The organism is Bacillus sp. 5RYD7K, from assembly GCF_059831465.1.
In genome coordinates, this window is record NZ_CP191200.1 from 482,974 (window position 1) to 495,911 (window position 12,938).

The 12,938-nt window shown below is 48.3% G+C and carries 13 protein-coding genes and 1 pseudogene; 8 read left to right on the forward strand and 6 right to left on the reverse strand.

All coding sequences use genetic code 11. From position 1 onward, the window contains the following. Positions 1–111: 111 nt before the first annotated feature. The gene (locus ACQE26_RS02445; RefSeq protein WP_500470572.1) at positions 112–333 is read left to right on the forward strand and encodes a YczF family membrane protein; all 222 of its coding nucleotides are present in this window, start codon (positions 112–114) and stop codon (positions 331–333) included. Positions 334–425: 92 nt separating this feature from the next. Here the strand turns inward: ACQE26_RS02445 and ACQE26_RS02450 are convergent, their stop codons facing one another. Then, positions 426–2,171, reverse strand: coding sequence for a right-handed parallel beta-helix repeat-containing protein (locus ACQE26_RS02450; RefSeq protein ID WP_500470573.1), 1,746 nt, complete (start codon positions 2,169–2,171; stop codon positions 426–428). A 277-nt stretch (positions 2,172–2,448) separates the two neighbouring features. On the opposite strand from ACQE26_RS02450, the gene ACQE26_RS02455 reads away from it, so the two are divergent. Further along, complete coding sequence (locus ACQE26_RS02455; RefSeq protein ID WP_500470575.1) at positions 2,449–3,927, forward strand: peptide MFS transporter; 1,479 nt, start codon at positions 2,449–2,451, stop codon at positions 3,925–3,927. Positions 3,928–3,969: 42 nt separating this feature from the next. On the opposite strand, the gene ACQE26_RS02460 is transcribed toward ACQE26_RS02455, so the two are convergent. The 4 genes and pseudogenes from ACQE26_RS02460 to ACQE26_RS02475 all read right to left on the reverse strand — a co-directional run bounded on the left by ACQE26_RS02460 (position 3,970) and on the right by ACQE26_RS02475 (position 6,719). After that, positions 3,970–4,431, reverse strand: a complete 462-nt coding sequence (locus ACQE26_RS02460) for a pyridoxamine 5'-phosphate oxidase family protein (RefSeq protein WP_500470576.1) — start codon at positions 4,429–4,431, stop codon at positions 3,970–3,972. After that, positions 4,431–4,658 (reverse strand): non-oxidative hydroxyarylic acid decarboxylases subunit D, encoded by a 228-nt coding sequence (locus ACQE26_RS02465; RefSeq protein WP_060963624.1) that lies wholly within the window; start codon positions 4,656–4,658, stop codon positions 4,431–4,433. Before ACQE26_RS02465 ends, ACQE26_RS02460 begins: the two co-directional genes overlap by 1 nt. 17 nt (positions 4,659–4,675) lie before the next feature. After that, positions 4,676–6,097, reverse strand: a complete 1,422-nt coding sequence (gene bsdC / locus ACQE26_RS02470; protein ID WP_016937282.1) for a phenolic acid decarboxylase BsdC — start codon at positions 6,095–6,097, stop codon at positions 4,676–4,678. A 2-nt stretch (positions 6,098–6,099) separates the two neighbouring features. Continuing rightward, positions 6,100–6,719, reverse strand: a pseudogene (locus ACQE26_RS02475) (non-oxidative hydroxyarylic acid decarboxylases subunit B). Between the two features lie 85 nt (positions 6,720–6,804). On the opposite strand from ACQE26_RS02475, the gene bsdA reads away from it, so the two are divergent. The 6 genes from bsdA (at position 6,805) to ACQE26_RS02505 (ending at position 11,553) form a co-directional block, all read left to right on the forward strand. Further along, complete coding sequence (gene bsdA, locus ACQE26_RS02480) at positions 6,805–7,677, forward strand: transcriptional regulator BsdA (protein ID WP_438421182.1); 873 nt, start codon at positions 6,805–6,807, stop codon at positions 7,675–7,677. Positions 7,678–7,806: 129 nt separating this feature from the next. Then, positions 7,807–8,604: a cystine ABC transporter substrate-binding lipoprotein TcyA gene (gene tcyA, locus ACQE26_RS02485; protein WP_016937284.1), complete on the forward strand. Its 798-nt coding sequence runs from the start codon at positions 7,807–7,809 to the stop codon at positions 8,602–8,604. Further along, the gene (locus ACQE26_RS02490) at positions 8,591–9,295 is read left to right on the forward strand and encodes an amino acid ABC transporter permease (RefSeq protein WP_016937285.1); all 705 of its coding nucleotides are present in this window, start codon (positions 8,591–8,593) and stop codon (positions 9,293–9,295) included. Before tcyA ends, ACQE26_RS02490 begins: the two co-directional genes overlap by 14 nt. Before the next feature lie 12 nt (positions 9,296–9,307). Then, entirely contained in the window at positions 9,308–10,051 is a 744-nt protein-coding gene (tcyC, locus tag ACQE26_RS02495; RefSeq protein WP_060963627.1) for a cystine ABC transporter ATP-binding protein TcyC, read from the forward strand. A gap of 99 nt (positions 10,052–10,150) precedes the next feature. After that, positions 10,151–10,780, forward strand: coding sequence for a YczE/YyaS/YitT family protein (locus ACQE26_RS02500; protein WP_438421181.1), 630 nt, complete (start codon positions 10,151–10,153; stop codon positions 10,778–10,780). 98 nt (positions 10,781–10,878) lie between these two features. Next, the gene (locus ACQE26_RS02505) at positions 10,879–11,553 is read left to right on the forward strand and encodes a 4'-phosphopantetheinyl transferase family protein (RefSeq protein WP_500470578.1); all 675 of its coding nucleotides are present in this window, start codon (positions 10,879–10,881) and stop codon (positions 11,551–11,553) included. A gap of 35 nt (positions 11,554–11,588) precedes the next feature. Here the strand turns inward: ACQE26_RS02505 and ACQE26_RS02510 are convergent, their stop codons facing one another. Beyond that, entirely contained in the window at positions 11,589–12,899 is a 1,311-nt protein-coding gene (locus tag ACQE26_RS02510; protein ID WP_500470579.1) for an aminotransferase class I/II-fold pyridoxal phosphate-dependent enzyme, read from the reverse strand. Positions 12,900–12,938 lie beyond the last annotated feature (39 nt).

Genomic DNA, 12,938 nt, shown 5'->3' on the forward strand with positions numbered 1-12,938 from the left:
CCTTTCCTTGTTTTTTTCATATTCTTCCTGTACGGCAAAAAGATTATGCACGGCGGATAGTCTGTATAAGTTTTGCGTAATCGAAAAGGATAAAAAGGGAGAGTGATGTGCATGAAAATATTAGGAGTTTCAATTTTTTTGCTGGCTGTCTGTCTGATGATTTCGATAGGAACGGATATGCTGCAAGGTTTCAGTCTCTATGGAGCGGTTCGAAACAACCTGTCCGCTTTTAAATTGATGACCTTCTCAGAGTGGCTGATGCTGTTTTTCTTCGCCCTCTTTTTAATGAAAGAAATGCTGGCTTTATATAAATCAGGTAAAAAAGATGCCTGACAGGCGCACGGCTGTATGGTGTCAAAAAAGAACACATCCCTCCCTTTGTCGGAGTTCATGTGTTCTTTTTATTTTTCCGGCGGGGATTGTTTTCAGATGACAATATTTCCGATCTCCGTATCTGTCGTGTGTTTCACAATGACGCCTTTAATAATGCGATTGCCGATGATTTTGGTGCTTGCCGAGGAACTCGTTTGGATGGCGGAAGCAGAAGCGGCGGAAAGGTTGTTGATGGTATTGCCCGAAATGAGGGAATTGGAGGCACCGTTCAAATAGATGCCGATCGGGCTGCCCGCCGTTCGGTTGATCGTGATCGTATTGTCTATGACTTCATGCGTGCCTGAGTTCAGATACACGGTAACGATAAGCGGTGATGATTCAAAGCGGTTGCCGATGACAGAGGTCCCTGAGGATGTTGAACTGAAAATGGGGTAGTTTTTGTAGCTTTTGAAGAGATTTCCCTTGATGACAGCCCTGGCGTCATTTGTAACAGATACGGCATAGGACTCCGCGGCGCCCTGAAACGCATTCGGGATGAGCGTATTTCCTTCAATGACGGCATTTCCGCCTGTGACCCATATGCCCCGGCTGAATGATTTCAGCACATTCTGTTTTATAGTGATATTGCCGGCTGACATGCTGATTCCGTCTGTTACCTGATTCAGAGTGTTATTCATAAAGACGGCGTTGTCCGAGAGCGTCGCCCGCATCCCCGTGCTTCGTCTCGTTTCGGAACGTCCGTTTTCAATGACATTGCCGTCAACGGTCACATCTTCCGCCTGATAGACGGAAATACCCGCATTTTCAAACTGATTGATTTTGTTGTGAGTGACGAGGACGCTTTTTCCTCTTACATCTATTCCCGTGGAAAAACCGGTAATCAGATTGTTGGAAATGACGGCATTGCAGCTGTCCTGTCCTTGGGATACACCTTGTCCGGCGATTCCGGTCCTTGAGCCGCCGTTTGACCAAAAGAGAACATTCCCGGAAATGACGGTATGTGCGCCGTATCCGTAGCTGATTGTGTTGTCGGAATGATTTCCTTCAATTAACACATGATATCCGTTAAAGTTGGTGACTGAGCTTGCGGCATTACCGGAAAAGAAGTTGTTGCGGATCGTAATATGAAGAGCCTCTTCATAATCAACATCGCCTTCTCCGTACGATTCAATGTCGATTCCGAATTTCGGAGCCGTTCCGTTCCCTTGCCCGGCGTCTTCAATCACGCATTCTTCCACCGTAATGGTATTGCAGCCGGTGATTGAAATGTTGTTCCGTCTTGACTCCCTGATCTCACAGCGGCGGATGGTCACATGTTCTGATGTTTCGTAATCACTGTTTGTTTTTAAACCGAGCGGGCTGACAATAATGCCGTCTCCCGTAAAATCCGATATTTTCACATTTTCGATCAGCACATTGCTGCTGCCTTCAATACAGATGCCAAACCCCCATTCATGAGTCGACCGCAAAGGAACATTGGTATACGTGTGTTCATCCCGTTCCCCGATGATGCGGCCGCCGGTGATGGTGACATTTTCCCGCCTGCCTATATAGAAAGCCGAATAACCCCAGGAGCTGTTCGGCGCCACTTTAATCGTGCATTCCGGATCCATGATGATGGAGAGATGGCTCGGCACATTAATTCCCGCGTTCCTAAACGGCTGGCTTTTGTCACCGCCGAGCGTGCCGTTGATTTTATATGTTCCGGGCGGAAAAAACACAGTATGACTGCCCTCGCTGACAGCCTTGGCCAAGCATTGATTGATGGCGGCCGTCACATCGGCAGTCCCGTCTGCTGCCACACCGCAATCCGTTATATCTAAAATACGATTCGGCAAGTCATAATCTCCTCCTTCCTCTCTTATTTCATCTTATTCCGTCATAATCCGCTCCGCCTGTACATACTTTAAATTTTATTAAAAAAGTTTATATAGATAGTTTAGTCAGATTATATGACAAAATAAGCCATTGGAATTAGGAAAATCCATCTATATTCAACGTTTTAATATCTTTTCATTCTGGAATTTTTTGAATTCAGTATAAATTATATTGACACAAGTATTATATAAGAATATGATTTTTGTAATACACTTTTTTAAGAAAGGGTTGGCTCAGGTGGCATCTATTGAAAAGGAATCTATAACAGAAACTGTGCCGCAACGAGGCTTTTTCGGTCATCCCCGCGGCCTGTTCACACTGTTTTTTACTGAATTTTGGGAGCGTTTCTCCTACTATGGTATGAGAGCTATACTGCTTTACTATTTATACACGGAAGTCGCTCATGGCGGTCTCGGATTTGATAAAACCACCGCAGTTGCCATCATGTCCATATACGGGTCTCTCGTATACATGTCGAGCGTCATCGGCGGGTGGCTGGCCGACCGGGTATTCGGTACGGCAAACACCGTTTTTTACGGCGGAATTTTAATTATGTTCGGGCACATCGCTCTTGCCTTCCCTGGCAGCACGGCGGCGTTTTTTACCAGCATGACTCTGATCATTATCGGAACCGGCCTGCTTAAACCAAACGTATCCAGCGTTGTCGGAGCTTTATATACGAAGGAAGACGAGCGCCGCGACTCAGGTTTCAGTATCTTTTACATGGGGATCAACCTCGGCGGATTGCTTGCGCCGCTAATTGTCGGAACACTCGGACAGAAGTACAACTACCACTTAGGCTTCGGATGCGCCGCGGCCGGTATGTTCCTCGGACTGATTGTTTTCGCTCTTACGAGAAAGAAATACCTCGGCAAAGCAGGCTCCAATGTACCGAATCCGATTTCTAAATCATCAGTGATCGGAACGGGAATCGGAATAATCATCGCAGCAGCCATTATCATTGTTCTGATTCAAACCGGCTGGCTGACGATCCAGCGTGTGATTGACATCGTCAGTATCCTCGGCATTGCCATTCCGATTATTTACTTTATTGTGATGTTCATGAGCAAAAAAGCGACAAAAACGGAAAAATCACGGCTTGCGGCTTATATTCCGCTGTTTATTGCGGCGGTTATGTTCTGGGCGATTCAGGAGCAGGGCGCAACGATTCTTGCTTTATATGCCGATCAGCGCACGAGACTTTCTTTTGCGGGCATACATCTTGAGTCATCATGGTTCCAGTCTCTGAACCCATTATTCATCGTCATTTTCGCACCGGTGTTCGCTTGGATCTGGCTGAAGCTCGGCAAACGCCAGCCTTCAACACCGATTAAATTCGCGATCGGCATTATTCTTGCCGGATTGTCATTTTTAGTCATGGTGCTTCCTGTTATGGGCGGAAGCGGCGAGCTTGTGAGCCCGCTTTGGCTTGTGCTCAGCTTCCTTTTGGTTGTGCTTGGTGAGCTTTGCCTTTCACCGGTCGGTTTATCCGTCACAACGAAGCTCGCGCCTGCCGCCTTCTCAGCGCAGACCATGAGCATGTGGTTCTTAACAAACGCCTGCGGTCAAGCCTTGAACGCAAAAGTAGTCGGTTTGTTTGATAAGGTTTCTGAAGCGGCCTACTTCGGCTCAATCGGTCTTATTTCGATCATTCTCGGTATTATTTTAGTACTTCTTTCTCCCGTTATTAAACGGGCGATGAAAGGCGTACAATAAGAGAAAAGCCTGCGGAACCGTCCGCAGGCTTTTTTTGTGCGTCTATCGTTTTAATTCCTCAAGCGTTTCGCTCCACCTCTTCAGGACACCATCCGGCTCGTGAAGCCGGATGACCGGTCCGGATGTCAGATCTGCGTATTTCGCCCGATCTTCCTTGACGGTGATCACGCGGCAGCTGAACCGCTCCCTTTCGTATTTCGCCTCTTTCAGCGGCGGAAGCGCCTCACATTCCAATGTCACGTAATATGCGGCTCCTCCGTGCCAGGCGATGAAAAGAGCTTGTCCCGAATGCAGCAGGCTGTTTACGGCCGTCGTGTTTTTCCATAAGGCGAGCCGGAGATTTGTGCTGCTTACAGCCAGTATTTCACCGGCGCTGATCATGGCCGCGTGCGGACGGCCTTCTTTTGTCACGGATTGCAGCACAAATGCGTCGTGCTGTTTTTTTTCAAGCTCCGTTCCGTCTAAAAGCGTGTAAAGCGCCTCCGGCAAGTGCTCCGTCAGCATTACGCTTTTCTTTCCGGGACAGCGGGAACATGTATGGCCGTCTCCGTTTCTTTCGGATCAATTTTAAATGCCGGGTTGAATGCCGCCGGATTCGTGATGCTTTCCGGTTCACAGGATCTCCATGTGAAAAAGCAGGTTTGGCATTGGTATATTTCCCAAGCGCCTTTGACCGGCGATTGGCTGACGGTTTCTCCTTTTTTCGATTCACAGCGCGGGCATGTTTTCATAGCAAACTCATCCTTTCTTATTGATTCATTAAGTCCATCAGTTTTTGTTCCCACTCTTTCGTTGTCAGCGGAGAATCAAGCGGCTGCGAATAATGGCCTCTTGTTTCCGGCGCGACAGGCGTCGTGGCGTCAAGAATCATTTTGTGTGTCATCCCAGCCGGATCAGATCCCGGGTCAAGCGGAAGGACGGACAGGTCAGGAATGATGACTGCGTCGTGTTTCGGATGCATTTTCGTTGAGAGCGCCCACATGACTTGCGGGAGGTTAAACGGATCGACATCCTCATCCACGACAATGACCATTTTGCAGTATCCGAGTCCGTGCGGCGTCGTCAGGGCACGCATGCCGACCGCCTTGGCAAAGCCGCCGTAGCGCGTTTTCGTTGAAATGATGGCGATCAAACCGTGCGTATACATCGCGTTGACGGCGACGATTTCGTTCGGATAGGCTTCCTTCAGCTGCTGGTAAAGCGGCACGCACGTATTAATGCCGATCATATAATCGCACTCCGTCCATGGCATGCCTAAGTATAAATGTTCAAAGATCGGATTGTTTCTATGATATACCCGTTTGATTTTGATGACCGGCATGCTGCGGCCGCCTGAATAATGGCCCGTGAACTCACCGAAAGGGCCTTCGTATTCCCGTTCTCCCGCGAGGATCTCTCCTTCCAGAACGACTTCAGCGCCCCAAGGGATGTCTAAATCAGACAGCTTAGATTTGACGATTCTGTAGGGCTCCCCTTGAATCGCGCCGGCCATTTCATACTCGGATTGGTCGTATAGCAGCGGAGTTGATGCAGCTGTCGTAATCACCGGCTCACAGCCGAGCGCAATCGTAACGGGAAGATTGACGCCGCGTTCTTCAGCCTGGCGAAGATGAATCGCAATATCATGCTGAGGCACGGGCTGAATGCCGAGGCGGTCTTTTCCCTTCACCTGCATTCTGTAAATGCCGACATTCTGCTTGCCGAAATTGTCCGGATCTTCAAGATCGCGGGAAATGACGCACGCTTTATCCAAGTAATAGCCGCCGTCCCCCTGGTTGATTCTGAATAGCGGAAGGATGTCAAAAAGGTTGATGTCCTCAGTAATTTCATTTTCATGAAACGGCGCGGTTTCTTCACGTTTGACCGCTACCGGGAATGAATCGTACCGTTTGGCGAACTCAAAGAATTGTTCTTTTACAGGCGTATCTTTCGGCATGCCCAGCATCATCGCGTGATTCGGCCATGATCCGATGACATTCAGGGCGACCTGCGCATGGTGATGTCCGTAAATATTGTTAAACAAAAGCGCGGGGGTTTTATCCCCGAGGTTGCTGGCTGCACGCGCGGCGGCGCCCAGATCCGGCTCCGGTTTTACCTCTTCGTTGACTGTTAAGAGCTGCCCTTCTTTTTCAAGAGCGGCGAGAAATTCCCTAAAATCCTGATAGGCCATTATCAGATTCCTCCTTTTTGTTTTTCAATTCCGTACCACCGTTTCGCTTCCGGCAGACGGATCCCGAACTGGTCGAGCGTCCGGAATACGATGTGGTCGATCAATTCATCCATGTCAGCCGGCTTGTTGTAAAAGGCCGGCATCGGCGGAAGAATGACGGAACCCATTTTTGTAAGCGCTAGCATGTTTTCTAAATGAATTTGGCTGAGCGGCGTTTCTCTTGTCAGCAGCACAAGTTTTTTCCGCTCTTTCAGGATGACGTCTGCCGCTCTTGTCAGCAGATTATCAGCCATTCCGGTGCGGATGCTTGCAAGTGATTTCATGCTGCACGGAGCGATGATCATCCCGTCCGTTTCAAACGAGCCGCTTGAAATCGCTGCCGCCTGGTCTTTGTGAGAATACGTATAGGACGCCAGTTTCTCGACATCTTTTAACGTATAATCTGTTTCATGTGTAATGGTGACATTTGCCCAAGGTGACACGACAAGATGGGTTTCGATCTCCGCGGCTTTTAAATATTCTAAAAGCCTGATCCCGAATATGGCCCCCGTAGCCCCGGTCATTCCGATGACGAGCTTCATATTGACCCTCCTTTACGCTTGAAATATGGTGTCAAAACCATCATACTCCTGATATATCCATATGAAAAATATTCGTTAAATCTATGTATCATACCTTAAAGGTATAATAGAAGGGAGCGCGTTCTCATGGATATCAGGCAATTGCGTTATTTCGTCACCATCGCCCAAGAGCAGAAAATCACGACGGCCGCCAAAAAGCTTCATATGGCGCAGCCGCCGTTAAGCAGACAGCTGAAACAGCTGGAAGATGAATTGGGCGTCATCCTGTTTGACCGCAATAAAAAGAAACAAATGACCCTTACATATGAAGGAAATGTCTTTTTGAAAAGAGCGAAAGAGATTCTTCATAAGTTTGAGGATGCCATTATCGAGGTACAAGAGCTGAAGGAGGAAGTGGCCGGCACGCTTGCCGTAGGGTCTACCATTTACTGCGCCGCGCTCATGCTTGAAAAAGTGTCACAGATGAAAGAACGGTATCCGCATCTTACCTTTAACATTTGGGAAGATGAACCCGTCTCACTGCTGGAGCTATTGGAATCCAGACAGATTGACGCCGCCGTCACCACCACCTTGATTAAAAACGACGGCATTGAATCGAAGGAACTTGAAGACATTCCGTGCGTCTTGGTGCTGTCCGAGCATACGAAACGTCTGTGCGGAGAAACGATTAAGCTGAATGATATCGCCTCTTTGCCTCTGATCCTTTTGCGCACCGTCAATGGAAGGGGGGTATATGATCAAGTCCTCCATGTTTGTGAACAGTACGGTCTCGACCTTCGGGTTGTCTGTGAATGCCATGATTCCGCGACGCTCTTGAGCCTCGTATCATCAGGGTTCGGCGCCACCATTCTGCCTTTGACGATGATTCCCGTCCATATGCGCTCGCATGTCAAAACGGTTATCATCGAGGACAACCCGTTTGTCATGACGCCGGCCGTCATCTGGAGAAAAGACAGCTATCTCCCGAAGCCTGTCAGACAGTTTTTGGAATTATTTTGATCGTGAAACACGAAGATTTCATACTCATGAAAACCAATTACTTGACTCATACTAAAAAAAAGTTATCCTTTACAATTGGGAGCTATTTTTTCTCAATAAAACTACTCAGAAAAGTGGGGAATAAAGAAGATGAAAAAAGCATTGTTCGCTTTATTCATGATGGTCAGCATCGCGGTGCTTGCAGCCTGCGGAAACTCACAGGGCAGCGGATCTAAGTCAAAAGACAGCGATCTTTGGGCTTCTGTCAAGAAAAAAGGCGTACTGACCGTCGGTACAGAAGGAACGTACGAACCGTTTACCTTCCATGATAAAAAGACTGATAAACTGACCGGATATGATGTGGAAGTGATTCAAGAAGTCGCGAAACGTCTCGGTCTGAAAGCTGACTTCAAAGAAACGCAATGGGACAGCATGTTTGCCGGTTTAAACTCGAAACGGTTTGACGTCGTCGCCAACCAAGTCGGCAAAACAGGCCGTGAGAACCAATATGATTTTTCTGATAAATACACAACGTCAAATGCAGTCGTCGTGACGAAAAAAGACAGCACGATTGCGAAAGAAGCTGATGTCAAAGGAAAAACAGCGGCTCAGTCATTAACAAGCAATTACAATAAATTAGCGAAAGATGCCGGCGCGAAAGTTGAGGGCGTTGAAGGCATGGCGCAATCCCTTCAGCTCATTCAGCAGGGCCGCGCTGATCTGACTTACAACGATAAGCTTGCCGTACTGAACTACTTAAAAACGTCCGGCAATAAAAACGTTAAAATCGCGTTTGAAGCAGGCCAGCCGCAGCAGACATATTTCGCATTCCGAAAAGGAAGCGGCGAACTTGTGACTCACGTCAACAAAGCGTTAAAAGACATGAAAGAGGACGGGACTCTTTCTAAAATAGCTAAAAAATGGTTCGGCGAAGATGTTTCTAAGTAACATGCCCGAGCCGGTGATTGCGGCAGCCATTCCTTGGGACCTGGTGCAGCAGTCATTCTGGCCGATTCTTTCCGGGGGAATCTATTACTCGATTCCCCTTACTATTCTTTCCTTTATTTTCGGAATGATCATCGCGCTGATTACGGCGCTCGCCAGAATGTCAAATATGAAACCATTGAGATGGGTGTTCAGCGTATACGTATCAGCAGTGCGCGGCACTCCTCTTCTTGTTCAATTGTTCATCATTTTTTATCTGTTCCCGACCTTTAATATTACGCTGGACCCTTTCCCAAGCGCAGTCATCGCGTTTTCATTAAATGTGGGCGCCTATGCTTCTGAAATCATCCGGGCATCTATTTCATCCGTGCCGAAAGGGCAATGGGAAGCCGGTTATACGATCGGCATGACCTATCGCAAGACATTGTTCCGCGTGATCCTGCCGCAGGCGTTTCGCGTGTCCATTCCGCCATTATCAAATACATTTATCAGCCTGATCAAGGATACGTCTCTCGCGTCACAGATTCTCGTCGCAGAGCTGTTCAGAAAAGCGCAGGAGATCGGCGCGCAAAACCTTGATCAAATCTTGGTCATCTATATTGAAGCCGCCTTTATTTATTGGATCATCTGCTTCTTGCTGTCAATCGTACAGCATGTGATCGAACGGCGTCTCGACCGTTATGTGGCCAAATAAGGAGGTTTCGATATGCTTTCCGTCAAAGGATTGAATAAATCATTCGGCCAGAATGAAATTTTAAAAACGATAGATATGGAGATAGAAAAAGGGAAAGTCATCGCCATTTTGGGACCGTCCGGTTCAGGAAAAACGACGCTTCTGCGCTGTCTGAACGCGCTTGAAATCCCCAACCGCGGCGAACTGGCATTCTCCGATTTTTCTATAGATTTCTCTAAAAAAGTGAAGCAGGCTGATATCCTCCGCCTCCGCCGCAAATCAGGCATGGTCTTTCAGGCGTATCATCTGTTTCCTCACCGCACGGCGCTTGAAAACGTCATGGAAGGACCCATTCAAGTGCAAAAGCGTGACAAGGAGCAAGTCAGAAAAGAAGCGATGGAGCTTCTTGAAAAAGTCGGGCTGAAAGACAAAATGAACTTATACCCGTTCCAGCTTTCCGGCGGTCAGCAGCAGCGTGTCGGCATCGCCCGCGCGCTTGCGATTCAGCCCGAGCTGATGCTGTTTGACGAACCGACGTCAGCGCTTGATCCGGAGCTGGTCGGCGAGGTGCTTAAAGTCATTAAGGATTTGGCGAACGAAGGGTGGACGATGGTTGTCGTCACGCACGAAATCAAATTCGCGCAGGAAGTGGCCGATGAAGTCATCTTCATTGACGGCGGCGTCATTGTGGAACAAGGACCGCCGGCCCAAATTTTTTCCGCGCCGAAAGAAGAACGTACGCAGCGGTTCTTAAATCGTATACTGAATCCTTTGTAGGAGCCGGAGAAGAAGCGAAACACTGATTTCGCTTCTTCTTTTTTTCGGCGTTTATGCTACAATGACAATTAATGAAATTTTATGAAAGAAGGGACCTCTTTGAAGCGGGAATTCGTGATGCGCTGGACGTTTTATTTTGCCGGTCTGTTGATTTTGTCTTTCGGGGTATCTTTAACCATTAAAGGAAAAGCTCTCGGCATCAGCCCTTGGGATGCCTTTCATTATGGGCTTTTTCAGCATTTCGGGCTTTCCGTCGGCCAATGGTCCATCTTGGTCGGGGCGGTGATCGTCGTTTTAACCTGCCTGTTCACGAGGACGCTCCCGAAAATCGGCGCCATCTTGAATATGGTGCTGATGGGAATGTTTATTGATTTCTTTTCGTTTCTGCTTCCTGAGGCGCACGCTTTTTCCTTAGCAGCCGTGTTTTTTTCTTTCGGATTGCTGCTGATCGGCTGCGGCGTCGGGGTTTACGTATCAGCCGGGCTCGGTGCGGGCCCCCGTGACTCTCTGATGATGCTGATATCTGAAAAAACGGGCTGGAACGTGCAATGGGTGCGGAACGGCATTGAGCTGACGGTTCTGGCCGCAGCCTGGACGATGGGCGGACCGATCGGAGCCGGAACGATTATTACGGCAGTTTTAACCGGGCTGATTCTGCGCTTTTCTTTGCCGCAGTCCTCTAAACTGTTAACATATGCGATCTCCGGGCGGGCAACGTCCATTCATTAAAAACAAAGCCGAAATGGTTTTGTTTTTTTATTTTCGGACAGCTTGCGTCTGATATGATAGGATGGTTTTGACAATATTTGCAGACGGAGGATCTGGACATGAAGATTTACGGAGTATATATGGACCGGCCGCTTTCTCCAGAAGAAGAAGATCGGATGATGGCAGCCGTGTCCGCCAATAAGCGGGAAAAATGCCGGCGCTTTTACCATAAGGAGGATGCTCACCGCACCTTGATCGGCGATATGCTGATCCGCACCGCCGCAGGGAAGGCTTACGGACTTGATCCGGCCGCGATTTCATTCAGCGTCCAGGAATACGGAAAACCGTACATCCCCGCGCTTCCGGACATGCACTTTAACATTTCCCACTCCGGGCGCTGGGTCGTGTGTGCCGTTGATTCAAAACCGATCGGCATTGATATTGAAAAAATGAAGCCCGGCACGATCGATATCGCCAAACGGTTTTTTTCGCCGACGGAATACAGTGACCTGCAAGCAAAACACCCTGACCGGCAGACTGATTATTTTTATCACCTGTGGTCGATGAAAGAAAGCTTTATCAAACAGGCCGGAAAAGGGCTTTCCCTGCCGCTTGATTCATTCAGCGTCCGCCTCAAAGACGACGGCCATGTGTCCATTGAGCTCCCGGAGGGACATGAACCTTGTTTCATCCGCACATATGATGCGGACGAGGAATATAAGCTGGCCGTTTGTGCCGCTCATCCCGATTTTTGTGACGGAATTGAGATGAAAACATATGAAGAGCTGCTGTAAGCATAGAAAAAGGAGGGTGTCCCCCTCCTTTTTTGTCAGCCTGATATTTCCGCCTGTTTCTGCAGCTGCTTTGCTTCTTGATAAATTTCTTCGAACAGATCCGCGATGTGTTCTTCTTCGACGCATGAAAATGCGATTCGCAAATCCGTCTCATTGATGGATATCGTCCCGATTCCTCTTTTTTCAAGCAATGAGACTCTCAATTCACCGGCGTTTATATCTTTCAGCCGGACACACATGAAATAGCCCGAGTTAAACGGATAAGGCGTCCATACGTCTTCATAGTGCTTGTTTTCTGCAAGAACGGCTTTTACTTTGTCAGCCCGTTTTTTCATAATGTTATATTTCAGCGATTTTTCTTTCTCGTATTCCGGTGACTGCATCGCCCGCAGCATAAATGTTTGGGAAGGGTGCGGGGCGCTTGAAATCGTCCCCCTGATGATTCCTTTTGTTTTTTCCTCGAGCACGCGCAGCGCTTTTTCGCTTTTTGTGCTGTACGTAATAAAACCGACGCGGAAGCCCCACGCGTAATTTTCCTTCGTCGCGCCGTCTATTTTCACGCAAAGCACCCGGTCGTGCACTTGGGCGAGTTTGCTGAAGATGGATTCCTGAATGGCCGTTTCATCGTAAAACAGATTGTAATACGCATCGTCTACGAGCACGACAATCTCTTTGCCGGCCTCCGCCGCCTCCAAGATCACGCTCACGATTTCTAACGCTTCCTCTTCTCCCGGCGTATAGCCTGTCGGATTATTCGGGAAATTCAGCACGACAATCGCCTTTTCTTCCTGCTTTTTCAGCAGCTCGGACAGCCCTGCCGCATTAAAACGCCCGTCGTGCTGAAAAAGCGGGTACGTCTCAATAGATGCCTTGCGCCGGACACCGAAAATGAAGTTGTAATTTCCCCAATATTTATCAGGCAGAAGGAGCGTATCCCCTTCATTGACGAACAAGTCGGCGGCAATACTCAGCCCGTGTGTCAAAGCGTTTGTCACGATCGGCGTGCTGATGTCTTTGCCGGCTAATGAAGGATTTTCGAGACGCATTTTTTTCAGCCATTCCTGTCTGAGCGGCTCTTTTCCCTGCGGAGGAGCATAATCGTAGATATCATCGGGGTTATAGGCGGACAATGTCTCTTGAATATGGGAAAAGTGCATGGACTCCCCTTGTGAGGTGGCGATTCCGATCGTGGCATTATACTTTCCGGCCTTGGCTTTCGCTTCTGCGGATTGTGTCAGCACCCCTTTCGGATAAAACAAATCTTTGCCCAAATCAGAAAGCATATGAAGCACGTGCGGGTTTTCTTCAGATAATGTTCTGTTCAGCTCTTTTGCTGCATCATTCATGTACGACAATCCCTTCAAAATTATATTCCATCAAATCAT

Bases quoted from the DNA above. Each gene is read 5' to 3' on its own strand.
- ACQE26_RS02445 (WP_500470572.1), top strand. From the start codon at position 112: ATGAAAATATTAGGAGTTTCAATTTTTTTGCTGGCTGTCTGTCTGATG.
- ACQE26_RS02460 (WP_500470576.1), bottom strand. From the start codon at position 4,431: ATGCTGACGGAGCACTTGCCGGAGGCGCTTTACACGCTTTTAGACGGA.
- ACQE26_RS02465 (WP_060963624.1), bottom strand. From the start codon at position 4,658: ATGAAAACATGCCCGCGCTGTGAATCGAAAAAAGGAGAAACCGTCAGC.
- bsdC (WP_016937282.1), bottom strand. From the start codon at position 6,097: ATGGCCTATCAGGATTTTAGGGAATTTCTCGCCGCTCTTGAAAAAGAA.
- bsdA (WP_438421182.1), top strand. From the start codon at position 6,805: ATGGATATCAGGCAATTGCGTTATTTCGTCACCATCGCCCAAGAGCAG.
- tcyA (WP_016937284.1), top strand. From the start codon at position 7,807: ATGAAAAAAGCATTGTTCGCTTTATTCATGATGGTCAGCATCGCGGTG.
- ACQE26_RS02490 (WP_016937285.1), top strand. From the start codon at position 8,591: ATGTTTCTAAGTAACATGCCCGAGCCGGTGATTGCGGCAGCCATTCCT.
- tcyC (WP_060963627.1), top strand. From the start codon at position 9,308: ATGCTTTCCGTCAAAGGATTGAATAAATCATTCGGCCAGAATGAAATT.
- ACQE26_RS02505 (WP_500470578.1), top strand. From the start codon at position 10,879: ATGAAGATTTACGGAGTATATATGGACCGGCCGCTTTCTCCAGAAGAA.
- ACQE26_RS02510 (WP_500470579.1), bottom strand. From the start codon at position 12,899: ATGAATGATGCAGCAAAAGAGCTGAACAGAACATTATCTGAAGAAAAC.